Here is a 23,709-nt window from a genome sequence, read left to right as displayed (position 1 = left end):
AGATTTTCCACCATATATTAGTATTACAAAATAAATATCAAGAGAAAAAGTTGATGACTAACATTTGGAGTTTTGTATCTTTCCTGTTATAAACTCAATTATAAAAGTTAATTTTGGGAACGGTTTGTATCATAGATACGACTCAAGTATTTACAATAGGGCATTCAAATCGTCAGTGGTGTGAATTTGCAAGACTCTTAGAAGGCAATCATATAGTTAGAGTAGTCGACGTAAGGCGATACCCGGGTTCTAAATCCTTTCCACAATTTGATAAAGAAATTATGTCTAAAGAGCTATTGACAAGAAATATTTACTATGAACATATCGAAAAACTTGGAGGAAGGCGAAATGAAATTGCTATATCACTAGAATATGATAATGGAGGATGGCAAAACAAGTCCTTTAGATCTTATGCAAATTATATGTTAACACAATCATTTAAACAGGGGATAGAAAAATTACTTTCTTTAATTACAAAATATGGTGATTCCTTGGCTATTATGTGTTCGGAAGCAGTACCATGGCGTTGTCATAGAAGATTAATATCAGATTACCTCACTATAGTAAAAGGAATTCTTGTTTATGATATTATAGGGAATAGTAGTCGTGGTCCTGGTCCCCATGTATTAACCCCTTTTGCTCGTCATATAATCGATGAGAATCTAGTAATCTATCCTAAATTGTAGACAGGCAATACAAATCAATACTGTTCTCCTTAACAGTTGTGAGTTATATATTACATTGGCGAAATCAATATCTTTGGGCTTAAGGAGGTATCATGATGACAAGGTTTATTGCACAATGGACAATTCTTTCTATCTGAATTATTACAGCCACATATATGTGGTGTAAGTGAAGCTTTTAAAGTCATTGTAGATTCTCTAGCACTAATACAATATGAACATATAGTGTCAGTAGTTTCAGACGATACTGTACCTCCACAAATTTCACAAGTTTTCATTTCTCAGATTCTATATCGATATTACTGATAAACTCTTTGCCATGCTCAATAATCATATAATCTATTACCAATCGAGTTGTTAAAAAAACACATGTTTTAATTTAGAACATTGTTGTTGGAATATGGAACTTCATAACATCTTTATTACATTCAGGGCATTCAATATCATTTTCTATCTCATAACCAGAAATACCAATAAATAAATATAATATATCTAGAACAAAATAAAATTTATAAGATATCCGTATTTGATCCCAGATTCTTTAATCTCCTTTATTATCTTCAGCTATGAGTAAATAATCTAGTCAATAGTGTAATAGTAAATCTTAAGGCTATATTATAAAACTAATTAGAGAAAAAGCCGTGAGATCCTCAATTCAATGGTGTTTGTTATCGAGTCTAGATCGCAATTCTTTTTTGGTTAATTGATTTTGTGTGATAACCCCTTAAGTTCGATTCACTTTAATTTACCTCGTTTTATTTCCAAAACCTTCGCAACCTTCAATGCTTTCACTTTTCTAGTTTTATTTTAACCAGTATTACAGGAAAATTATCCCATTTGTAATATTCTAAAGGGTTGGACAAATTAATATTTGATTCCTTAAAGAGGAATTATGCATATAACATAATTTTAATTATTCTTATAAATCAAGGTTTAGTATCATAAGTATGACTTCCTTATCTCCTGAAGAACTACTTACAACTACAAGAGCGGTAAGAAAGAGACTGGACTTTGAAAAACCCGTGGAAATTGAATTAGTTAAAAAATGCATAGAAATAGCCCAGCAGGCTCCAACGGCTTCCAATAGACAAAACTGGCACTTTTTGATTATTACTGATCAATCCATAAAAAATTCATTGTCAGATCTCTTTAGAAAAGGATGGCAGTCCTATATAGATTCACCTACTTCTGTTACCAAGACAATAAGTTCCGACGATCCAAAGAAAAATGAAACTCAAAGGAAAATATATGAATCTGCCAAATATTTGGTAGACAATTTAAGAAATGTTCCTGTATTTGTTATTCCATGTATTGAGGGCAGAACTGACGGATCAAATATTTCAGTGAGAGTCCAAAGTGCTATATGGGGATCCATTGCTCCGGCAGTTTGGAATTTTATGCTTGCAGCCAGATTATATGGATTGGGAACAACTTGGACTAGTTTTCACCTTTTGTTTGAAAAAGAGGCTGCTAAATTATTGAATATCCCATATGAAAAAGTTATGCAAGTGGCCTTGCTTCCTCTGGCATACTATAAGGGATCTTCGTTTAAACCCGCGCCAAGAGATTCGGTGGAAAAAATAATACACTTTAATTCATGGTAGTATTATCATTATTTATTAGAGTTATATCAAATACCCAAATTCTATTACTGTTGTTGGGATAGTATAGGACCTAAGGATTTAACTATTTTTTAAATAAAAAGTTCAATTGCCCAAAGATATTATATTTATGGTATATAATTGAAAGTGTTACCGTCATTACATTAAGTATCTATAACACATTATGTAATTTATAAAGAGGGGCTAAATATATCTTCGATGCGTCTGAGGTACGGATTCAAAGTATTTCTGATACTATCAGGTCATATTTGGGCTGCATCTTAACCCATGATGTATCACTATTCGATAAAAACCTGGAAGCAAGGAAACTTCGGGATCGGAATTGTTTGGTATATTGCTACTACAAATTTATCAATTGGGTTCGATAGTATCCAGACCCTTCTCCTCTTTGTATTCAAAGGCTATTCTTTGAAATTAAGTTCCGTATACTATGCGGGTTCGGTGGTATGTGAAACAAATTTGACCTATTTTTATCACTCACTATTAGTAAAACAGTATTTGATTCGGTTGGACAGGTATGTGTTTTCATATGAGCCTGTAATTGCAAAGATATACAGAAATATCATAATTCTTTGAATAACAAATATCAAAATAAATGGCGATATCAAAACACCATTGGCGTGAACTATACATGGAATAATCATCTCGAAGCCGCTGTGCGCAACTGACCTGGACGTCCGATGATTAGTGTCTTTGAGACTATCTTTTCTGCTCCTTATGGACCGCTAGCATTCATAGCAGCAGGTTTATGTTCACACATATCAAGCAGTTTGGTATGAGTAACATGGTCAAAGAAACCAGCCTGAAACTCGAGGTTTGTGACATTAACACATTGTGTCTGGTTGTCAAATCCGAACTTATTGTATGCTAAGGATTGTTGTTGTGGCGTTAATAGCACCATTATAGGCCATCATTCCTACCATTATTCCGAGAACAACTGTGAGGACTATTTTTGTTTTCATAGGTCGTATAGAAGAATCTCAGTATATAAGCAATCATCGGGTAAGGCCGATGGCAATTTATATCAAGTTGTTTTTACAGATAATAAAGAAGAAAAGTAAACCACATTACTTCTCTAAAATTCTTCAAATACATTATATCCGTATTTATTATACTTGCAAAGGTTCTGATCTGTAACTACTGCGTCACATAATTGGTAGCGGGTTCGGTGGGATTAAGTCCCGTAGGGTATAGGGTATAGGGTATAGGGTATAGGGGCCCGATGGAAATAGTCACATATCTGAGGGTAATCAGTTAGAAAAATACATTCTGTCAAGATCTTGAATTGAAATTATCTAAATTCTTGATAGACGAGGATAAATCTAAAAATGTAAATTTTTCGTAACCGTATTACCATATATTTCATAGTTATAGTATAATGTAGATATAATAATCAACCTCATATTCCGTTAGCCAGCACCAATTTGAGACCACGTTCTATGGAATAAGGTGGAAAGATAGTTGCTCATGTTGTATTGCCATCTATTCCAATACAATCTTTTGTTTGTGTATCAATTTTTCGCGTATTGAACACAAAAAGGCAGTAGCCGGGAGTGGCAATTAATAAGTAATTCGGACAAGCAAACCCTCCATATGGCTACCCATGACATTATGTCAGACATTATTTTTCATGCCTAAAATCTCTACTCCGACAGGCATGCCATCTTTATCCAAGTCAACATAGAAATTTTTGCTTATAGGTTCAGTTTTTACTATTTTATTATCTGTGAATTTGACATATCCAGCATCCACATCTTTATTATAATAAGAATTCATCCTATCTCACACTAAGCTTACTTAGATCGAATCCGTCACATAAAAGTATGCCGGATTTTAATACATGAGATATAAAGGATCCTGCGAATTGCAAAAATTTAATCGACTACGCTAAGCACAAATTAAGAGATTGGGAAATTATAAGATAGGCGCTTTCTGCTATTTGATCATGCAAATAGGTCTAGACTGTTTGAGTAGGAAGGCGACAGCATCGTACTGTTTAAAAGGCTTTCAATCATTGATTAATGGACTTGAGAACCAATTAAAGTATAGAACCAAGTCGCGGTAGGTCAAGCGAGACTAATTTCTTTGTCGCATAAGGACCGATACCAGTTGCCAGGGTTTAATCATAAACGAAGCAAATTGTATTTTGAAATTTATTTGATGTTCTCAAGTTCCTTGGAACAGTCGTCACATACAGTTTCGTCTTCTTTTGAAGTGAATAATTTGCCACCTGACGCACATTTTATTGTGTGATTTTCATACATACTATATTGGCATATAGATAACAAATTAATAAAACCAAGATTTAAAATCTGCACATCTTATCTATTTGCACACATGAACAAATATTAATCATAATCCTCATTTAGTAAAACTGTGTATAATTCGTTACTAACAATATCGATTATTCATTCATTTTTTGATCACTTGATAACTGTTTGGTGGTATCTACTACCGAGTCTTTAAACTCTAGAGCTTTTTCTTTTGCCTTATCTAGCACTCCATCAGTCTTGTCGTCAACATTTTTATCACTAGCTTGCTTCTTCTGAACTTCATAATAACAATAGTCTATGTTGTTTGCCATCACTGTAATTGGATAATTGTCAAAGGTAGTTTCTTCTTTCCTACCTTTTTTTACTATTATTTTTTGGATTTGTGATTTATCCTCATCAAGATATTCTTCTTTAATTTTTATCAACGAGCAGATATGTGCATCATACTAAAAATATGTAATAAATTTTTGATCCAATCTTAAAGTTTACTCATTCTCGATTTATGTGATAATTCTCTTTTAGACCCATTACCTGACCATCTAATTTCTGAACTATATCTATTCAATTAGATTTATGTTTGAATGTAATTAGTAATATAGCCATGAGCTCGGAATAAAGTTTATTATTACCATCTCTAGTACTAAATTATCTATTCTATTTACGGCATATTGTATTTAATCCTTTATGAGTTCTAATATTAATTGGAACGATGTTATAAAGAAAGAAGCTAGAGGAATTAATGATGCTAATTTTGGTGAGGTACAAGAAGTAACGAATGGTTTCGTCATAACTCAAAAGGATTGATTGATTTAGAAACATTCGGCATCCCAAAAGAAAGGGCAGAAAGTTATGATAAAAGTGTATCGAGATTTAACGTTTCTGAAGATAAGGCTTTCAGTAAATATCGAGGAGAAGCAGAAGCAGGAAGAGAAGAAAATGCTTCATCCATAGACAATATGGATGCTCAATTGCTATCCAACCAAGAAAGTGAAACTGAGAAATCAACCACCACAGTCCCTCTAATGGAGTAAAGAATAGAAGTTTCAAAACGAATTGAGGAAAGACACTACCACCATAGTAAAAAAACCAATAACTGAAACAAAAACAATAGAGGTACCAGTAATCCATGAAGAGATATCCATCAAAAGAAGAAAACCTGGTGGGGAACATACTTATACAGAACAAAAACCAATCACATCCACAGAAGAGATAGAAATACCAGTCAAAAGAGAAGAAATTGAGGCTAAACAAAAGGCCATATATTAAGGAGGAAGTTGGTAAAAAAGAAACCCGTAACTGAAACAAAAGAAATTACAGAGGAAGTAGTAACTGAAAAAGTTGATGTATCGGATGGCCAGAGATGAAAAACAATAATAATAGTTACCTCTTTTCTGAACTTTTAGATATGCCCACTACTCTCTAATTTTCGAGATTCTTTTACCTAAATGCACTATTTACTTTACTATTTAAATTTTTTTATAAGAATTATGGACAACCTATTTCAAAAAGTAATAGTTTCAAGATGTTACTACTGGGGTAGATAGAATACGACTTTATCTTAAAGAATATTATATCGCATAATAGAATGATAAGCCTATGCTAATTTAAAAAAAATTATATTTTATTACCGTCCAAATGGCGTCGGCAATTCAGCTCCACCATAAGTTCCAGCAGCATTTGGATCTACGTCATCCTTGGGCTCCTCAGTAATAATAAATTCAGTGTATGTATATGGGTTAACCATATGTTCTGAAGTCTTTAGACTTCCAGCTTCAATTGCTCCCAGACTTAACTTATAGTTAGAGCCATCAGCATCAACCAACCATGCTTCAAATACTTTATCTGGTTTAGGTATTGCAGTCATATTTATAGACAAATCTGCAGTCCTGTTTTGTACATCAACTGAAACTGTTCCTATTTTTTCAGTCCCAAAGCCAGGACCAGGGTCTAATGCCTTGTTAATATCCATTACCAGAGGTTCAGCGTTTACCGAGTTAAAACTAACAGTCACCGAAAGAATGGCGGTAATTACTATCCCAAACATAGAGAATTTTAATTTTGACATTAAAACAATAGTTATTGCAAAGTATAAATACATGATATAATGTATCAGCCTTTTACGTTTAAATTCACTATAAGAATGGATATATAGTGTTTTTCGGATTTTGATGCTATTTTCTTCAGCGTCTGATTATATTGGTGACGCCAAAAAAACCCAGCCCATTACCTTCCTCTAAATACTGAATGGAAATCACAGAACCGGATAAATTATTGATGTCTTTTAAAGAAGGTATTTTTGACTCTAATGTATTTCTCTTAATATAATTTGTTAGCTCTTGATTTAGGGATGTTATAAAAACCAATTTCCGATGTTTAATTACCAAGATGTTAGCTTTAACTTTTGACTCTTTTATACAACTATTTTAACTATGATACACTTTTCTTACTGTATAAAATAGAGTGGTTTCAGATTTTAAAATCTTGATGGTTTGTACTGAATTTCCTCCCATGCAAGGTGGGGTTGGGCGTTATACGCATAATTTGGTCAAATCCCTGCGATCCAATAGTGTAGATGTCGCAGTCGTATCTAGTTCTCAGGGTTCTGGAGACTATAATGGTATTTCCCCACATAAGATAAACAATTCTGAAGTACTATTGGATTTAGTGAAAGAAATAGAACCAGATATAGTTCATGTACAACACGAGTTTGGACTTTACGGTTTTTTCTTAGATTCTCTACGACCTTCTAAAACATCAACCGGTCTTGACGAATTCTATAATAAATGTCAGAGACCAATAGTAACTACTTTTCACACATCCATGTACTTTAAACAATGGATGAGGTTGAGAAATATAAAAGAGAAAGATAACGATAAGGACCTTCTAAGGATCATTACCCTTTACAAATATTGGCGACATTTTATTAATTATTCATCTATGCATAGAATCAACAAAGATCTAATGTCTAAGAGTGCATATGGAATAGTTCTCTCAGATTATATGAGAGATCTAATACCAGGAACAGATATAGTATATCATGGGTCAATGCCATATTTTAAAACCAATATAGAACAGATCGAGGCAAGAAAATTGATGCATCTTCCAGAGAAAGGAAAACTTGCATTAGCTCAAGGATTCATTACCAATACTAAAGGATGGGATATCATAAGAAAAATAAAAATGCCCAAGGGTTGGAGGTTGGTAGTAAATTATTCAAAGAATTTTTATAACACTGAAAAAATCAATTTTGAATTTTATGATGATAAGATAATCAATCTAGATAAAAAATATCTTTCAGAAGAAGAGCTTTCATTATTGTTTTTTTCTTGTGATGCGGTATTTTTACCCTATAGGGTATGTTCAGGTTCTGGAGTAATGTTTGACGGACTGGGACACGGAAAACCATTTGTAGCCTCAAACCTAGGATTCTTTAAAGAGTTTGCATCAAAGAGACTGGGTATAGTGACAAAACGAGACCCTAGGATGTTTGAAAAGGCGTTTGAGCAAATCGACAAGAACTATAAATATTTCGAATCAAGTGTTAAAGAGTTTCGAAAAAACTTAAGTTGGGATAATATAGCAAAACAACATGTGGCCATTTACAATGGCATAATGATAGACAGATCGTCAGAATCACTTCCATCAGAGGTAATTCGTAAAACTAAAAGCTTAGCATAAAGATGGATGCGCTTATGAAATTCATTTCCATTTTATTAATTTTTTGTAGAAACATGGTTTACAGCAAGCATTTTACAAAGAAAAAATAGGTACGCACCATTTACTACAGTCGATTCCTTTATCGGATTTTGTTTAGGGTACATAAAGCAAGAGAACCTTCTACAAGTTTAATAAAATCTAAAGAAATCACGAATGGTCAGGATCGGATTGAATCAATGACAAGAATATCGTCACTCTGAAGTTGCTCTCACATATAGAATTTATCGAGTTGAATATTACAACGACGACATTATGATTGTTACTGTACATGGGTTAGATATTACCTATCTTCCTCTATCAACATATGAATTGAAAAGAAATTGGGAAGGATCGTTAATAACTGGTAATATATTCGATCAAAATACTATATTGAACACAATTCTCGTAATAGTACAAATATAGTTTGAATTGTGTTTTTGAACCTTTAGATACTTTTTATCTATTTCTTGATCACCTTGGACTCTAATCTCTATGCAGACATAATTACTTTAGAATAGCAAGCATGTTGTTCACTGGCTTTGTGTATTTTTCTACGCTGTTTTAGATACTTCTGAAGGCTCGATTACCGATTGAGCCGACTTTTGTTCGTCATAACTCTCAATAAATGACTGAGCATTGTTCTTATCTTGATTCATGGACCTATCATTATTCTTGCCAGGAATGATATCTTCGATTATGGCAGATTCTCTTTCAATTTTATCTTTGTGAGACATACGGATTTCAATTATTCAACATCTTATAAAAGACTAGTAAATTATGACCATTCAAATCAATGAATGCTTTTAGGATTGATACAAAGAATACAATCTATAACATATGAAGAACCCATAATCAACTTTTACTTTTTATTTCAAGACTAGTATAGATTCTTAGAAAAGCCTGAATAGGCAGATTTTAGCACCGTTGTGCTCTTTTCGAATGTCCGATTTACTACCGTATTTATAATTTGTTGATATTACTCTAATACCCCATCTATCAACAATTCGAATCCTAGGAACGGCACTATTAAACGTGTTCATTTACCCGTTTCTAGGATTGTTTTGCTTCTTTCATTTTATATTCTTAGATCATAGTATTCCTCAGAGCTGGATACAGAAAAATATATACCAATAGTATTAAAACAGGAAAAATAGAAGTTTAAAGCTTTGAATACTTTAAAATATTTCATGCCACTTTATGGAAATAATTTAGGATTCGATATTAAGTGTCTAAGTAAACTTACTAAGTAAACATACTAATTTCGACGAATACATTATTCAACATAATAAGAAAAAAATTCAAAATTTATAAAATACATTCTAATGATAGGTTAAAAAATAGGGATTTATTCTGAATCTCCATCGCTATCATCTGGTGAAGTTGGGACAGCTGCTGGAGCTGGAACAATTACCACTTGTTTTCCACTGGCATTGATCAATGCATTTTGAATCTGGACTAGACTATCTTGTGCGACATCAGTATTATCTTCGTTTAATGCTAGAATGGCAGTGTTGGTATAGTTAAGTAATTTTTCATTCATTTTAGGGTCTTGTTGCTTTGATTGATTGGATTGTTGTTGAGTTTGATTTGCTTGTTGTAACTGTTGTTCGGCTTGTTGTTTTTGTTGCTGTGCCTGTTGTATTTGTTGATTAGCTTGATCTAATTGCTGTTGAGCTTGCTGTTGAGTAGTATTCTGACCACTAGTCTGATTGGTTTGATTCGTCTGGTTAGTCTGTCCTATTATTTGTCCGTAGATATTAGGGCTCCCAGTATTTAGTAATAGTATCAAGGTAATGGTTAGTATCACTGGGATACTGACATTAACTAAAGTCTTCATTGATATATATTTACAAACATTGTTTATATAATAGTAAATATGTTAATACGGCTCTGTTCAGTTAAGAAAAACCTATAGCTTGAAGACGTCTTATTTCATATGTGGTTACCAGAAATAAAACGCCTCCAGAATACGTCTATCGGGGCTTGTATTTGTATTTTTCAGGGCTATCTCTTAGGAGAACATCTGAAAGATTATCATACTGTATCAAACGAAATCATGTCACTATCTGGAACTGGATTCAAAAGTACCAACCTAAGATTATCAAGACAAAACAAAGACGGATATGTGAATTCATTGTAGATGAAACATTGCTTAAGGTAGGTTCAGAATACACATGGTTATGGGTTGCAATAGATGCAAAAAGTAAGGAAATTCTCGCACTATCTATCTCTAAAGAGAGAAACATGTTTGTTGCCGAACGGTTTCTGTTAAACATAATCAGAGACTATGGAAAGCATCCAGTTTCAACAGACGATGGTGGTACTTGGTACCCCATGGCTTGTCAATTCCTTAAATTAGAACACCATCTCCATTCCTCCTATGAAAAAAGTTTGATTGAAAGAACAATACAATACATAAAGGATAGGACAGAGAATTTTGATGATTACTTTCCCTGCAGAATAAAGAACTGCAACCTAAAACATGTAAAAAACTGGTTGAACCTGTTTGTCGACTATCATAATAAGGAATTAAAACCTGTTAACTGAACAGAGCCGTTAATACCCATTAAATCTGATATTGTGATCAATTCGTGCTATGTATTTAAGGAATATTGTCCACACACTAGTCATGAAAACGCATTCGTATTCTTAATATCTTTCGCAGTGTTGTTATCATTTGCTAGCATAGGATCGGCAATTGCTCAAAATCAAAGTCAAAACCAATTATCCTCATCTCTGCCAGAAAATCAAACAATGGCTACTTTGACAGATAGTCCTCAAACTATTATAGCAAATCAAACAACAGTTCCAGTAGAACAGACAACTGTAACCGTTAATCAATCTACCGAACCGATAGAGAATCAGTCTCAGATTCAACCCTTGGAGAAACAGACAATAACTCCAGAAACTGGAAATCTGTCCAATATAGAAAATAAAACTACGGTGCAAGCAACAGGACCAGCCGTTACAACTATTGCAAATAAAACTACTGTACCTTTTAATCAAACAACTATAGGAACCGATAATACTACAGGCTGACTGATTTATCTTTATTTTTTATTTCCAGTTACATGGATTACTATAACAAGGATTTAAATAAAACTTTTGGATGACTGTTTTTCTTTGAAATGCGACATCCCTTTAAGGGTAACTATTTGGGATTCCAGATAAGATAACCGAGAGATTATTTCTTTTACCTCCTCCTCAACATGTTGTTTAAATCTAAAAAACTTTAATTCCATACCGATCTCTGATTTCTTGGTATCTAATAATAATCGGTCATGTCTGCTTAAAGGCATATTGGAGGCTTTATCATATAAGTACAGCCTCTGTCTAAATAATTGATATATTTCATCTACACTTATATTTTTTTCATAATATCTTGGCTACCAATTCCATGTCTTTGATTATAATTTCTTTTGCCAATGATTGGCTAGCAAGTTCATAATTAGATAAGGGCATTATTAGTAGTAGTTATAATGTACCTACAAACATTATAAACAGTATAAAAACTTCTAAATTTGCTTAAAGTTCAGAATCAAATTTGAACTATTCAATAGTAACCCATAATTAATTAGTTGTACGCAAGTATAAAAAGAAAATATTTCTATTTCAATAGGAACCATTTTCTATTTTTTCATGCCTCTCTTTTGATATTCTCCTTGTGCTTCTGGTGTGTTAGTTCCAGTTTGACCTTCGCTTGTAATGGTCTGGTCATGAGGATCTCTTTTAACAGCTGTTGGACCTTCTACCCCTAACCTAGCTGGAGTCATTAGTTCTTTATCCGAATACTCTTAATGGATCACTTTTTCTATCCTTATTGGTGCCTGTCACACCTTCCTCATACTACTTATCATTCAAACTCGTTGACGCTGTTGTTGTAAAGTCTAAGTATCATTTGTTTTCTCTACAATATACTTTGGATTATCAACCACGGTGTCCTTTACATCTTTATCTTTATCTTTTAGCTTGTCAATAATTTCTCCCCATTTGAATTCGTGGTAATATAGTTAACATATTACAAAAGATCAGAATTGATGAGCGGTATTCAAACACATTCCTACACAAAATCCTTAAATAAATAAGTATTGATTGTTTTTTTTCAATCATGATGGTTATATGCAAAAAATGCGGGTATGAACATTCCTCATCCGTTAACATGGATAAACAATCATCTGAAAAAAACAAGTGTAACTACCTATTTGGAAACCTGTCCAAGATATGATGCATCTTCTAATTATCATGTGGAAGATCTTTTCTTTCGATAATATTTCGTCTTAAAAACTTCTCTAACTTTCAACAATTCTGTGGGATTAAGTTCCCTATGGTATGCGGGTTCGGTGGAAATCGTGTGAATATCCACAGGTGTTCGATTATTGATCCTTGGGATTAATTTCTGTATAGTTTCAGCGTGGATTGCCCTAATACGGCTTTAATTAATTTTATTCGTTATCCTATTCAAGTTCGGACATGTAGGACGGAGTGCTGATAACGGTCTCTCGGATAAACCCGATCCTAATTATGTCTCGTGCTTATGGTAATTGGAAGTTCCTCCCATTGATATGTACAAACATTACTGTGGATCTCTTGACAAAGACTTGTGACGATTACAGTATAATTTCCAGGTTCTACCTCATTTGGAATTGATAAAATAGCAGAAAAATTTCCATTTGAGTCACTTGTAACATTCTCTGAAGTTAATTTTTCTCGGTCATTCTCAAGAAATACTTGTATCAACACATCAGAGGCAGGTTCATTGTTATACTCTACCCAACCATTCACATCTATCGGTTCATTAGAATAAAATTCATCCTTATCCAAATATGGTATAGGTTTAGATATATGCGTAGCAAAAGCATCAAGAGAATCTGAAACCATAAAGACCAAGGATGTTGTCAATATCATTAAAAGTCGAAAAGTTCCTTCCACTCGTTTGTTCATTAACTAATCTTTGATTATGTATTTACATCTAAATCTATCACTAATCAGATGATCTTAGATTCTGTTGTTTGCAGTATTGGTGTTGCTAAAACCAATAAAGAACACATCGTTATTTTTATCAATGAATCTAAAAAAGTGAGATGTAAAATATTAATACGTTACTATATGTTGATATCTATATTGGTTATTTAAAGTGTGGATTGACTAATTATAAAGATTATAGGACGCAAAAATTGTGAAATGCATAATTATCCTATCTATACTTTTAATCATTATCTAAATTTGAATTAATCAAGACTATCGTAACAACTTGTCTGAAAAGCTATTACACAATATACATTTGTTGGTGACGGAATACAAACCACCAATCGTGATAAATATGGATTGCGTAGAATTTAGTTGGTAATTTTTAATGTAATTATCTAGGAATTTTTCTTAAGTAATGGATTAAGAATCTACAGCTAAGTTATAAAGGTTAAAGCACATTTATCAACAATGAGCTTAAGATGTCCAAATTGTACGAATGAGATGATGTTAAGTAATAAAAACGGTGTCGAAATAGATCATTGTCCTAAATGTCGCGGAGTTTGGCTTGATAGGGGTGAACTGGAAAAAATTACAAGTATGCAAAATAGATATGATGATGATCACTATCAAAAATACCATTCCGGTCGAGATTATGATGATGATGATTACTACCGTAAGAGAAAACACAAAAAAGGAGGCTTTTTAGGCGATTTATTTGACTTTGGCTGATTGTCAATAAAAAATCATTCAAATTTTTATTGCCAATCAAAAATTAAGAAATCCAAATAATAGCCCTAATATTCTATCAATAATAGAGCCTGAAGGTGGACTTTCCATATTACTTGGACCGTTTTCGGTAGCAACATTCTGGCTATTTGAAGTTTGACTATTTTCGTTTGGAAGTTGAGTTTGATTGGCTGTTTGTTGCGGCTGTTGATTACAGAACGTATCAATATTAATAATATTTAATCCACTAATGGTAGAGCATAATTGATTTAATGCTTGATTTGAACCAATTGTATCTAAATTATTACATATAAATAGCGCCTCATTTAGTCCCACTAGTCCAGATATTAAACCATTATCCTGAACCAGTTGGCATATTGAATTGACCAAGGAACCCGCATTTGGTGGTTGTTGTTGTTGAGCAAACACATTGAACGCTCCATTCGAAATAAAAGCAAATTGTAGTAAAACCATAGATAAAGCAATAACCGGATATTTTTGCTGTAAAAGTTCGTGACTATTCTTTATTTCTTTTTTTATTGACATCTTGATTACTAGTAATGTACTTTTTCCATAATAAAATACTAATTAATGGATATTGGTCGATTTACGATTACCTATACCACATCTCTTAGTTTTAACTTTATAGAATAGACTTCGTCGTGTCTGATGACTTAATCTCACAATATAGAATATAACGCAAATATAACAGAAGGGTTTGATAAAGAGGATAGATTGGGTAACGGATAATTGTTTTTCATATAGAATCTTTTTACTGGAATTCTAATAATAATTAAAGATAAAGCCAAATGAATTAGCTATTATCACAGTTGTCAATGTTATTAGTCAGCAAATTCGATCTCATTTTGTTAGCTTTCACTATACCTGCTAAGTTAAATCAGAATAGGTTGTAAAAGACGATTGATTGGCTTGTATAATATAACTTCCAGCAGCTCCGATCATTACATAATTACTCCTGCAGTCCAATATTATGAAAATTGTTCGTGCACCCATTAACTGTTTCTAAACAAACTATTGTTATTGCAAGTCCAAGAGTCGGAAGCAGACAATAATAACACACCATAACATTAAGGGTGAAATATAGTTGTAGGATACAACTGTCGATTTGTTTAGGTCTGAAATGCGATAGCTAAATGAAATGGATTGAAGTAGTTACGATGAAACAAGTATTTGGACAGAATTGGTAATAGATAAGAATGGGCCAAATTAAATTCTTCGTGATAGAAGATTTCTTAGATAAATGAATCACTTGTGCCCTATAACCATCACCCAATACTCTGTTCCTTTTTAATATTCTTACTTCGTAGCATAGAAAGAATTACTACCACTGCAAGAATTCCAAAAATGATAGAAATTGAGACAGGCAATGGGATTTTGAAGTAGTCTGAAATAATTATTTTTATGCCTACAAACGCCAATATTGCTGCCAAGCCTGGTTTAAGATAATAGAATTTGTCCATCATTCCAGCCAATAGAAAATATAAACTTCTCAAACCAAGTATTGCAAATAGATTAGAAGTTATTACAATAAAGGTATCTGTGGTAATTGCTAATATAGCTGGGATGGAATCTAATGCAAATACTAAATCAGTTGCTTCAATTATTATCAAAGCTACTAGCATTGGAGTAGCAAAAGTAGTAATCTTGTCAAGTTTAGTTTTTTTTATTAGAAATTTATTTTCATGTAGGTCTGTTGTAATAGGTAAGAATTTCTTTAGAATTCGTACTGCAATATTCTTTTCTATTTCTATTTTTTTCTCCTTCTTTTCAACAAGCATTCTAATGGCTGTAAAAAGTAGCAGACCCCCAAACACATATACCATCCAATGAAATGTTTCGAGTAAGGATATACCGGCTAAAATTAAAACAATGCGCATTCCGATAGCACTTATGATGCCAACCATCAATACTCTGTGTTGATAGGCATAGGGAATTCCTAGAGAAGAAAATACAATCAGAAATACAAACATGTTATCCATACTAAGAGATTTTTCAATTGCATAACCAGTAAGAAACAATAGAGCGTTTTCATAGCCTTGCATAAAGTAAATTATTCCTGCAAAAACTATCGCAAGTGAAATCCATACAATTGTCCAGTGTAATGCATGTTTAAAGGTGTTTGATTTATGGGACTCATCTTGATAATCATCTTTCGTCTTAGGGATATCTTTTGTGGTAATATCTTGGGATACCTGATCAGACACACGTGCTTCTAAATTTGTGAGGTTTGAATCAACGTCTTTATACTCGTTTACTTTTTTCTGTTCTTCTTTATTTTCTTTATGCATAATTTCTGATTGTTTAGTTCTAAATCTAATCATCGACGTAATTTTAGTTAAAAGACCCAAGTCCAATGCCAAAGCGATTCCTACAAAAAGACTGAAAAGAATCCATAATGTATAATCAAACAAAGGGATTGGAAGTACCATATGTAGATAATGATAATTTGTAGGACGTATAAATCAAGCTATGTTTATCGGATTAAACTATATATTGGAAGAAGTAAGAAGATGATTTCTTAAACACCTTTGAAAAATATGCAAAAGATGGTGTAGATTGCACAACAATCCACTCAGAAATAACACTAGAAATAGTAAAAAGGATAATGAATTTCAAAAGACATGCAGGAATAGTTTCAAAGGATGGTACAATTACTGCTGCATGGATGTTAAAGTACAATAAAGAGAATCCCTATTACAAACACTTTGATTATCTTTGTGAATTAGCAAAAAAGTATGATGTTACTTTTAGTCTGGGTGAGGAGTTAAGACTTGGTTCGATTCCAGATTCCCATGGTGAACTTCAGGTTTCAGAAATGATTGATGTCTCAAGGTTGGCCAAGATTCCATATGAAAATGACGTGCAATTTATGGTTGAAGGTCTTGGTCATGTTCCTTTAGCCGAGGTCGATGTAAATATCCGTTTAGCCAAGTCATTAATTGGTAACATTCCATACTACGTCTTAGGACCTCTTGTTACTGATATAGCATCAGGATACGATCATATTGCTAGTGCAATTGGAGCTGCCATATCCGCTTCTGAGGGAGTTGATTTACTATGTTATCCTACACCTGCAGAGCACTTGAGACTTCCAAATGAAAACGAAGTAAAAGAAGGGTTAATTGCATATAAAATGGCTGCTCAGCAGAGGATTTAGTAAAAAATAGAGAAAAGGCAACAAAGTGAAAAATAGAAATGACTAAAACAATGAGAACATTAAACTGGGAAAAACAACTGTCCTTATCTATTGACCCTGAAAATGCAAAATTTATTCATTATCGAAATACTGGTCAACATACTGGTAACAATGTTCCTTGCACAATGTGCGATGGAGTATGTGTATACTAAATGTTACCTCACAAAGGAAGTATGACATAGAAAATAAGAGGGGCTGGTGACAAAAATTAAATATGTTAAAGTTTTATGTTATTATCTTTTAGTCACTAATTGATATTTTAAAATATAAAACTACTGTTTAGTACCGAGATAAATCTTGTTCGATTAACCTTTGAAACGTAAATAGTTCTAATGGTTTTTGAAGTTTGTTATCAACTTTAGCTTCTTCATAGTCTTGTCTGCTTTTTACACCTGAAACATCAAAAGCTGTAACTAAATATATCTTAACGGGGTTTTTTTAGGTCAGTTTAAATTTGAATCTCATAGTTTTTGTGGCGTAGTAATAGTTTTACCTATTTGATCTCCATTCATCATCATTACATGCCCTTTTACCATATTTTGGAATGGTAGTACTGCATTTATAATTGGTTTGATTTTCTTATTTGCTGTCCAAAATAGGACATTTTCTAGTTCCGCTCTTGTTCCTTGAGTCGCTCCAACTATATTTATTCCTCTAAAAAAAAGATAACGCAAATCTATTGCAGAATCATATCCGGTAGTTGCACCCGTTGAAACTAAAGTGCCACCCATTCTTAATAATGCTACCGCTTGTGGAAACACAGTCTTACCTATGTGTTCAAATACTATATCAACACCTTTTTTGTTAGTTATGTCTCTTACTTTTTTATACCAGTCTGCTTCCCTATGATTTACGACATGGTCTGCTCCTATTTCTAAACATTTATCCATTTTTTGCTTATTGCCTGCTGTAGCTATGACACTGCAATGGTACAATTTTGCGATTTGAATTCCCACCATACCAACTCCGCTTGTTCCTCCCATTATCAAAATATTCTGACCAGGTTTAATTCTGGCTCTGTCAACAAGCATATGCCAAGAAGTCATCCCAACCATTGAGATAGCTGCTGCATCTTCAAATGATATGTTATCGCTAATCTTTACAATATTTACTTCTGGTAGATGGGCATATTGGCAGTACCCTCCCCACAGTGGGCCAGTTTGAAATCCCCAAACCTGTCTCCTTTCACAGTCGTATTCTCTGCCAGACGTACAGAGGTTACAAATTCTGCAACTTAAATTTCCATGAGATACCACTCGGTCGCCTTTTCTAACGGATGTAACCTCTTCACCGACTTCCTCAACTGTACCTGAAATATCGGTTCCGGAGATATGTGGCATAGGAACCTTGATTGGACTGCCCCAAATAGCCCACAAATCATTGTAATTATAGGATGTAGCTTCGACCTTAATCAATACCTCATTTGGCTTTATTTTTGGAACGTCTATGTCTTCAATTTTGACAACTTTTTCGGGATCTTTATTATGTTCTCTAAATACAGCGGCCTTCAAAGTTTTATCTCCTTTCATTTAAAGTGACATTGGATAAATATGAATTGATCTTCACAATTATATTAAAAAATAAATGGATTAAATTTATATTCTAAATTACTATTTAACCGTATCTACAAACAGCTCTAACAGTTAAACCATAATCAAAGACTTGTGATTTATTCTGAGTGATAAATAATAATAAAATAGATTGAATTCAGACAGGGAGTATAGGTTAGATTCAAGAATAAAAGAATTGGTAACGAATGAAAATAATTAAACGCTTTATGCATATGTCTACAGTTTAGTTGGAATTGTATATGTTTTTACGGTGATGATAGTGAATATTATAAGGTAAGAACTCCTACGTGAGATCCACAAAGATAACAATAGTGTGATAAATTTATTACTCAAGTAATAAACGAAAGTCTTATTTACTCTTAAATTTGAGATTAGTGAATAATTTTGTTAGAGTTAAGGTAAATCTGAATATGAATAATCATTTTTAATCATTGAATGAAAATAAAATAATTTTGGTTAATGAGGATATAGACTTTGTCAACATCATAAAATCTTACTTTATATGGTATGTCTTAGAATAATAGACTTTACGGATCCGATATCAGCTCTAGAGTATTTTCGATTAAATGGAGGAGATAGATTTTCCTTGATAATTTTAGATTGGAAAATGCCTTTAATGAATGGTCTGATCTTGGTCACCAATATTCGACAGATTAACAAAATTGTCAAAATCATAATGATTACAGCGTACGACATTTCGTGTATTAAAATTCTCCCAGAATACGAATCTGTAAGACTGGATCAAATACTGCAAAAGCCAGTAAGATTATCTGCACCTAAAGAGGATATTAAAAAGCTGTTGACGGTTTGGATTAACACAATGAATAGAAAAAACATTGACTTTGTGTAGGCTAACAAAAACACTTTACATTAAATAATATAGCATATAAAAAATGTTGCAAACTACTTTTCCACTGCAATATATTGTAGTTTGCTGCTTGGATTCAAAGATAGATATTCAGACGAAGTTTCGAATTAATTCATCAAGCAAAAGGTGATTGCAAGAATGATTTATATGAAAGAGGAGGAACGGGCATAATCATCTTTTATATTTCTTGCGTTCATCTGGATATAAATAGTAAAGAAGAATACAAACTGTAAGGAATTACAATTTGCTTAATACACTTTCAGATAATTTATTCTTCTTGAGTAGGTAATAAACAAATCCTAGTCCAATAGCCAGACTCTTGTAGTTTTTGATTATTTTGTCAAGATAATAGCAAGTAATAAGAAAAAAAGCGAAGGTATTAGTAATGGTCTTATTGTTAGTTCTGATTGTTGATCCTGTTTAAGACATCTTGATAGTCAGTAAGAGGAACAATCTTCACAGTGTTATACGAAGATATTCCAGATTCTATACAAAGTTGTTCTATATCGTGAGCACTGTTTGCCTTCACCAATATAATCCACTCATGTTCTAATACAGACATGTAAAATCCGTTAATTTCTTGGACTCCATACTTGGAAGGATTTGATTGTAGTTTGTTGTATATCTTTTTAAAGATCTCTTTGCTTTTGTCATTATTCAGAGGGCATGATTCTGGACTATGAATTGCAAATATTCCAAATAGTTTGTATGAGGAACTCATCGTCTTTTTCAAGATTATTCAATATATAAATTTAAATCACAATCAATCAACCAAAATCACAATCAAGCGAACTAAATTTTATATATTCGCAAATAAAATACTCAAAAGGTAGACAGCCTGTTTGGTTCATTGTAAGGGGTTATGCTATGGAGAAAAAAACATTAATGCTGCTTTTATCTTGGAATTAAATTCCAAATGCACATCCTGCGAGATAGCACTCAACACAGACAAATATAGATGCTATTGCTGTGGGAATAGACTTCGAAAACGAAGCACAAGAGCAAACAGATCCGGTATTGCTAGATTAAAAGATGATCAAAAGGTAAGGTATTAGAAGATGAATAACGGTATCATTTAGTAATAGAAGATGTTCTGAATTTGAAGTATATATCCATGATAAATAAAATTATAGATATAAAGATAATAGTTTTTTCGTGATGTGTTTAGTTATTAAGAATCCAACTGAATCAGCAGGATTGAAATGAGCCATAGAAATTTTACCAAATAGATATACACCTATTGCGACGCCAACAAACGGAGCAAATGCAATAAAGGGTAAGCCCAAAATACCATTTAATTTTGCATCAGCAACTACTGAACCTGTTGCTAAAACTACAACAACTAATGTTCCTATGAGTTCTGCGAGAAATCGTTTTTGATCTACAGTCAGTTTGTCAACTACAGATTCAGAAGCAGATTCCTTTGACATGATCATTTGCTATTTAACTGAAATCATTTTCGATGGATTAAATGAAGACCTATCGTCCTAAATTGGAATTTTACTGTCTTGAGTAGAACCAATTATTTCTAACACTCTTTTTTCAATTTCATCTCTTATTTCTCTCACTTTCTCTATAGGCTTGTCTTTTGGGTCCAATATCCCATTCTATGACTTTTGGGACAAATAAAGCAGGACAGAACTTGTCATTCATACAGCCCATATTGACGATGGCTGTTGCATTTCGTATCATGTCTTCTGTCAACTCTTTGGGTTTTTGCTTGCTGATATCTATTCCAACCTCCTTCATAACTTCTACTGCAACTGGATTAATTTGAGAAGTAGGAACCGTACCAGCACTAATAGTGTCGTAGTCTTTTGGAGCATACTTTCTGAATAAACCCTCAGCCATCTGACTCCTCCCAGCATTTTGAACACACACAAAGAGGACAGTTTTTTTTGATCTTCCATGCTCTAGTTTACCAAATGAAAGTTTCATCTGTATCACTCCTTTCTATAATCTACTACTCTTTAACAGCCCTTATCGAAATACTGCTAATTTGTCTTTTTTCTTGACCCTCTTCATCCTCTTCTAGTTCCATGTATAATTTTTCGTCAAGTATCTCGATGTTGGTAAAACCTGCTTTTCTAATACTGTCCAAATAGTTATCTTTTGTTAAAGCTCCGTCAATGCAGCCACACCAATTAGCCTCATTGATTGACAACTTTTCTACATCTTTGGATGTCACTACATCCGAGATTATCAATCTTCCTTCCCCATTTGGCTTTAATATTCTGTGAATTTCTTTGAATGTGTTGACCTTATCCTCGGTCAAGTTGATAACGCAATTGCTAATAACTATATCAACTGAATTATCATCAACTGGAATTTTTTCTTCGATATCACCTTTTCTAAATTCTACATTGTGGTACCCATGAATCTCAGGGTTCTTTCTTACCTTGTCTAACATAGCATCGGTTATATCAACGCCGATGACCTTTCCCTTCTCTTTGACGATGTTTGCGGCTATAAAGACATCGATACCTGCACCTGAACCTAAATCAACTACTATATCACCTTCTTTGATATGAGCAAAGGTGGATGGATTATCACAACCTAAACCAAGGATAGATGACTGTGGAATCGATTTCAAATTGTCTTGATCGTATCAAACCGTTTTAGTTGATTCTATTGGTGATACTACTGCTTCCTCAGAAGTACTGCGACATCCTCCAGATGAAGAGCAACATGACAAGGAACCATCTGCAAATGCGATTTTTCCATACTATTCTTGTATCTTGCTTTTTATATTTGATTGTTTACTCATAACCTTTAGTTTACCAAGTAAACTATATAAATTGGTAAGAGTAAAAGAATAAAGTAAGTGAAATCACAGAAATCAAAAGAAAATGGAAATAGTAAAACAGTATCAAAATCATCAAGGCTACCAATACTTGAAGATGATAATAACCCTTGCAGCTTCTATGGTTATGATATTGATAGCTTGATGAAAGAAACTTCTCGATTAAGAAATATAATTACTAAAAGAGGAACTCTAGAAATATTAATCCCGCTTTGCTGTTCTACTGATCCTGTTAGATATGTTACATTTAGAAAGTCAATGAAAGGTTTCAGCAGTAAAACCCTTACAATACGTTTAAAGGAATTGGAAAAGAGTGGTATTCTAAATAGGCAATCCTTTAATGAAATTCCACCTCGGGTAGAATATAGACTTACTCCAAAGGGACAAGAACTTGTTGGATCCATTATTAATTTGCTACAATGGATGAGAAAATGGTCAAACAAATAATTATTTTTTTAATTTGATGAATATCTGAGATTATTGAGAATTAGAATTAAAAATTATCCTATGTTCATTATTCTTCTTCTTTACTGATAATCTATTGAAATAGGTGTTAGATTATATAACTGGATTAGACTACATCAACTTCATGTATTGTAATAAAGCCATTATCTCCCACTAGTCTTCTTAATGGTATTAACAGCGGTTCAATTTTTTCTCTCTCATCAACTGACTCTATCATCATAGGTTGATTTATCATCAATCCTTCTAGATGAACACTTGATTTACCTCTTCTTCCAAATCCATCCACTCCAAGCCAAACGATCGCACCAAGAATTTTGGATTCGCTCAACAAATCAATGATCTTTTTTTCCATCCTTTTACCGTCAACAAGGTCATTTTTTTTCATTCGAATGGTTAAGCAGACCATTTTCTTTAAGGTCATAAATCATCATAACAAAAGCAGGCTAAATAAGATTCTGCCACCAACCAATGCCAAAATAGAAAATGATACATTTGCCAATATATTTATGAATACATTCAAGATTTCTCGATTCTCGAACATAATAGTGCTTTCCAATGCCAAGGATGACATAGTAGTTAACGAACCACAGAATCCAATTGCAATAAGTAGTGAATATTTTGTATCCAAGTTATAATATGCAGAGATGATTGAAAAAACACCCAAGATAAAACTTCCAATTATGTTAACAATTATAACATTTGATCCCATGATACCATATATTTCAGGGTAGGCAGTGATTTTGTATCTGATAAAGGCTCCTCCAAATGCTCCTATACATAGAAATAGGATATCAATTAATTCTTTGAACAATTTAAA

At 33.0% G+C, this 23,709-nt stretch carries 28 protein-coding genes and 1 pseudogene; 12 read left to right on the top strand and 17 right to left on the bottom strand.

Annotated elements, in window-relative coordinates; genetic code table 11:
* Window positions 1–113 precede the first annotated feature (113 nt).
* On the top strand, window positions 114–686 hold the full coding sequence (locus ACMT7R_RS13425) for a DUF488 family protein (protein WP_415312458.1): 573 nt from the start codon (window positions 114–116) through the stop codon (window positions 684–686).
* Between the two features lie 944 nt (window positions 687–1,630).
* The gene (locus tag ACMT7R_RS13420; protein WP_415312457.1) at window positions 1,631–2,287 is read left to right on the top strand and encodes a nitroreductase family protein; all 657 of its coding nucleotides are present in this window, start codon (window positions 1,631–1,633) and stop codon (window positions 2,285–2,287) included.
* A gap of 733 nt (window positions 2,288–3,020) precedes the next feature.
* Here ACMT7R_RS13420 and ACMT7R_RS13415 read toward each other — a convergent pair.
* From ACMT7R_RS13415 to ACMT7R_RS13405, 3 genes are all read right to left on the bottom strand, one after another.
* Complete coding sequence (locus ACMT7R_RS13415) at window positions 3,021–3,206, bottom strand: hypothetical protein (protein ID WP_415312456.1); 186 nt, start codon at window positions 3,204–3,206, stop codon at window positions 3,021–3,023.
* 713 nt (window positions 3,207–3,919) lie between these two features.
* Entirely contained in the window at window positions 3,920–4,081 is a 162-nt protein-coding gene (locus ACMT7R_RS13410) for a DUF2283 domain-containing protein (protein WP_415312455.1), read from the bottom strand.
* A gap of 628 nt (window positions 4,082–4,709) precedes the next feature.
* A complete protein-coding gene (locus tag ACMT7R_RS13405) occupies window positions 4,710–5,003 on the bottom strand; it encodes a hypothetical protein (protein WP_415312454.1) in 294 nt (97 codons plus the stop codon).
* Between the two features lie 375 nt (window positions 5,004–5,378).
* Here ACMT7R_RS13405 and ACMT7R_RS13400 point away from each other — a divergent pair, with 375 nt between their 5' ends.
* Together ACMT7R_RS13400 and ACMT7R_RS13395 are read left to right on the top strand one after the other, a co-directional pair.
* Window positions 5,379–5,609, top strand: coding sequence for a hypothetical protein (locus ACMT7R_RS13400; RefSeq protein ID WP_415312453.1), 231 nt, complete (start codon window positions 5,379–5,381; stop codon window positions 5,607–5,609).
* A 22-nt stretch (window positions 5,610–5,631) separates the two neighbouring features.
* Complete coding sequence (locus ACMT7R_RS13395; protein ID WP_415312452.1) at window positions 5,632–5,844, top strand: DUF2382 domain-containing protein; 213 nt, start codon at window positions 5,632–5,634, stop codon at window positions 5,842–5,844.
* A 358-nt stretch (window positions 5,845–6,202) separates the two neighbouring features.
* Here the strand turns inward: ACMT7R_RS13395 and ACMT7R_RS13390 are convergent, their stop codons facing one another.
* The gene (locus tag ACMT7R_RS13390) at window positions 6,203–6,643 is read right to left on the bottom strand and encodes a hypothetical protein (protein ID WP_415312451.1); all 441 of its coding nucleotides are present in this window, start codon (window positions 6,641–6,643) and stop codon (window positions 6,203–6,205) included.
* Between the two features lie 443 nt (window positions 6,644–7,086).
* Between ACMT7R_RS13390 and ACMT7R_RS13385 the strand changes: the two genes are divergently transcribed.
* Complete coding sequence (locus tag ACMT7R_RS13385) at window positions 7,087–8,256, top strand: glycosyltransferase (protein ID WP_415312450.1); 1,170 nt, start codon at window positions 7,087–7,089, stop codon at window positions 8,254–8,256.
* Between the two features lie 569 nt (window positions 8,257–8,825).
* On the opposite strand, the gene ACMT7R_RS13380 is transcribed toward ACMT7R_RS13385, so the two are convergent.
* Together ACMT7R_RS13380 and ACMT7R_RS13375 are read right to left on the bottom strand one after the other, a co-directional pair.
* Window positions 8,826–9,008, bottom strand: a complete 183-nt coding sequence (locus ACMT7R_RS13380) for a hypothetical protein (RefSeq protein ID WP_415312449.1) — start codon at window positions 9,006–9,008, stop codon at window positions 8,826–8,828.
* Window positions 9,009–9,619: 611 nt separating this feature from the next.
* Complete coding sequence (locus ACMT7R_RS13375; protein WP_415312448.1) at window positions 9,620–10,111, bottom strand: hypothetical protein; 492 nt, start codon at window positions 10,109–10,111, stop codon at window positions 9,620–9,622.
* A gap of 101 nt (window positions 10,112–10,212) precedes the next feature.
* On the opposite strand from ACMT7R_RS13375, the gene ACMT7R_RS13370 reads away from it, so the two are divergent.
* Together ACMT7R_RS13370 and ACMT7R_RS13365 are read left to right on the top strand one after the other, a co-directional pair.
* Window positions 10,213–10,821 (top strand): DDE-type integrase/transposase/recombinase, encoded by a 609-nt coding sequence (locus ACMT7R_RS13370; RefSeq protein WP_415312447.1) that lies wholly within the window; start codon window positions 10,213–10,215, stop codon window positions 10,819–10,821.
* A 33-nt stretch (window positions 10,822–10,854) separates the two neighbouring features.
* Window positions 10,855–11,313 carry a hypothetical protein gene (locus tag ACMT7R_RS13365; protein WP_415312446.1) on the top strand — a complete coding sequence of 153 codons (459 nt, stop codon included), beginning with the start codon at window positions 10,855–10,857 and terminating at the stop codon, window positions 11,311–11,313.
* Window positions 11,314–11,903: 590 nt separating this feature from the next.
* Here ACMT7R_RS13365 and ACMT7R_RS13360 read toward each other — a convergent pair.
* Both ACMT7R_RS13360 and ACMT7R_RS13355 read right to left on the bottom strand, forming a co-directional pair.
* Window positions 11,904–12,047 (bottom strand): hypothetical protein, encoded by a 144-nt coding sequence (locus tag ACMT7R_RS13360; RefSeq protein ID WP_415312445.1) that lies wholly within the window; start codon window positions 12,045–12,047, stop codon window positions 11,904–11,906.
* 742 nt (window positions 12,048–12,789) lie between these two features.
* Window positions 12,790–13,215 (bottom strand): hypothetical protein, encoded by a 426-nt coding sequence (locus ACMT7R_RS13355; RefSeq protein ID WP_415312444.1) that lies wholly within the window; start codon window positions 13,213–13,215, stop codon window positions 12,790–12,792.
* A 495-nt stretch (window positions 13,216–13,710) separates the two neighbouring features.
* Between ACMT7R_RS13355 and ACMT7R_RS13350 the strand changes: the two genes are divergently transcribed.
* Window positions 13,711–13,971: a zf-TFIIB domain-containing protein gene (locus ACMT7R_RS13350; RefSeq protein ID WP_415312443.1), complete on the top strand. Its 261-nt coding sequence runs from the start codon at window positions 13,711–13,713 to the stop codon at window positions 13,969–13,971.
* 36 nt (window positions 13,972–14,007) lie between these two features.
* Here ACMT7R_RS13350 and ACMT7R_RS13345 read toward each other — a convergent pair whose 3' ends face one another.
* Both ACMT7R_RS13345 and ACMT7R_RS13340 read right to left on the bottom strand, forming a co-directional pair.
* A complete protein-coding gene (locus ACMT7R_RS13345; protein ID WP_415312442.1) occupies window positions 14,008–14,514 on the bottom strand; it encodes a hypothetical protein in 507 nt (168 codons plus the stop codon).
* Between the two features lie 740 nt (window positions 14,515–15,254).
* Entirely contained in the window at window positions 15,255–16,418 is a 1,164-nt protein-coding gene (locus ACMT7R_RS13340) for a TerC/Alx family metal homeostasis membrane protein (RefSeq protein WP_415312441.1), read from the bottom strand.
* 77 nt (window positions 16,419–16,495) lie between these two features.
* Here ACMT7R_RS13340 and ACMT7R_RS13335 point away from each other — a divergent pair.
* Window positions 16,496–17,387, top strand: a pseudogene (locus tag ACMT7R_RS13335) (phosphomethylpyrimidine synthase ThiC); the annotation flags it as partial.
* 259 nt (window positions 17,388–17,646) lie between these two features.
* On the opposite strand, the gene ACMT7R_RS13330 reads toward ACMT7R_RS13335, so the two are convergent.
* Window positions 17,647–18,696, bottom strand: coding sequence for a zinc-binding dehydrogenase (locus ACMT7R_RS13330; RefSeq protein WP_415312518.1), 1,050 nt, complete (start codon window positions 18,694–18,696; stop codon window positions 17,647–17,649).
* 562 nt (window positions 18,697–19,258) lie between these two features.
* On the opposite strand from ACMT7R_RS13330, the gene ACMT7R_RS13325 reads away from it, so the two are divergent.
* Window positions 19,259–19,606: a response regulator gene (locus tag ACMT7R_RS13325; protein ID WP_415312440.1), complete on the top strand. Its 348-nt coding sequence runs from the start codon at window positions 19,259–19,261 to the stop codon at window positions 19,604–19,606.
* A 415-nt stretch (window positions 19,607–20,021) separates the two neighbouring features.
* On the opposite strand, the gene ACMT7R_RS13320 is transcribed toward ACMT7R_RS13325, so the two are convergent.
* The gene (locus ACMT7R_RS13320) at window positions 20,022–20,345 is read right to left on the bottom strand and encodes a hypothetical protein (RefSeq protein ID WP_415312439.1); all 324 of its coding nucleotides are present in this window, start codon (window positions 20,343–20,345) and stop codon (window positions 20,022–20,024) included.
* 121 nt (window positions 20,346–20,466) lie between these two features.
* On the opposite strand from ACMT7R_RS13320, the gene ACMT7R_RS13315 reads away from it, so the two are divergent.
* The gene (locus ACMT7R_RS13315) at window positions 20,467–20,679 is read left to right on the top strand and encodes a hypothetical protein (RefSeq protein ID WP_415312438.1); all 213 of its coding nucleotides are present in this window, start codon (window positions 20,467–20,469) and stop codon (window positions 20,677–20,679) included.
* A 72-nt stretch (window positions 20,680–20,751) separates the two neighbouring features.
* Here the strand turns inward: ACMT7R_RS13315 and ACMT7R_RS13310 are convergent, their stop codons facing one another.
* The 3 genes from ACMT7R_RS13310 to ACMT7R_RS13300 form a co-directional block, all read right to left on the bottom strand.
* Window positions 20,752–21,054, bottom strand: coding sequence for an aquaporin (locus ACMT7R_RS13310; RefSeq protein WP_415312437.1), 303 nt, complete (start codon window positions 21,052–21,054; stop codon window positions 20,752–20,754).
* A 118-nt stretch (window positions 21,055–21,172) separates the two neighbouring features.
* Window positions 21,173–21,562, bottom strand: coding sequence for an arsenate reductase ArsC (locus tag ACMT7R_RS13305; RefSeq protein ID WP_415312436.1), 390 nt, complete (start codon window positions 21,560–21,562; stop codon window positions 21,173–21,175).
* Window positions 21,563–21,587: 25 nt separating this feature from the next.
* On the bottom strand, window positions 21,588–22,217 hold the full coding sequence (locus ACMT7R_RS13300) for a methyltransferase domain-containing protein (RefSeq protein WP_415312435.1): 630 nt from the start codon (window positions 22,215–22,217) through the stop codon (window positions 21,588–21,590).
* Between the two features lie 231 nt (window positions 22,218–22,448).
* Here ACMT7R_RS13300 and ACMT7R_RS13295 point away from each other — a divergent pair, with 231 nt between their 5' ends.
* Window positions 22,449–22,874: a winged helix-turn-helix transcriptional regulator gene (locus ACMT7R_RS13295; RefSeq protein WP_415312434.1), complete on the top strand. Its 426-nt coding sequence runs from the start codon at window positions 22,449–22,451 to the stop codon at window positions 22,872–22,874.
* Between the two features lie 124 nt (window positions 22,875–22,998).
* Here the strand turns inward: ACMT7R_RS13295 and ACMT7R_RS13290 are convergent, their stop codons facing one another.
* Together ACMT7R_RS13290 and ACMT7R_RS13285 are read right to left on the bottom strand one after the other, a co-directional pair.
* On the bottom strand, window positions 22,999–23,277 hold the full coding sequence (locus ACMT7R_RS13290) for a DUF190 domain-containing protein (protein WP_415312433.1): 279 nt from the start codon (window positions 23,275–23,277) through the stop codon (window positions 22,999–23,001).
* A gap of 42 nt (window positions 23,278–23,319) precedes the next feature.
* The gene (locus ACMT7R_RS13285) at window positions 23,320–23,703 is read right to left on the bottom strand and encodes a fluoride efflux transporter FluC (protein WP_415312432.1); all 384 of its coding nucleotides are present in this window, start codon (window positions 23,701–23,703) and stop codon (window positions 23,320–23,322) included.
* Window positions 23,704–23,709: the final 6 nt, after the last annotated feature.

Origin of the sequence: Candidatus Nitrosocosmicus sp. FF01 (genome assembly GCF_047711275.1) — an archaeon.
Lineage (GTDB): Archaea > Thermoproteota > Nitrososphaeria > Nitrososphaerales > Nitrososphaeraceae > Nitrosocosmicus.
This window is presented reverse-complemented; position numbering and strand designations above follow the sequence as displayed.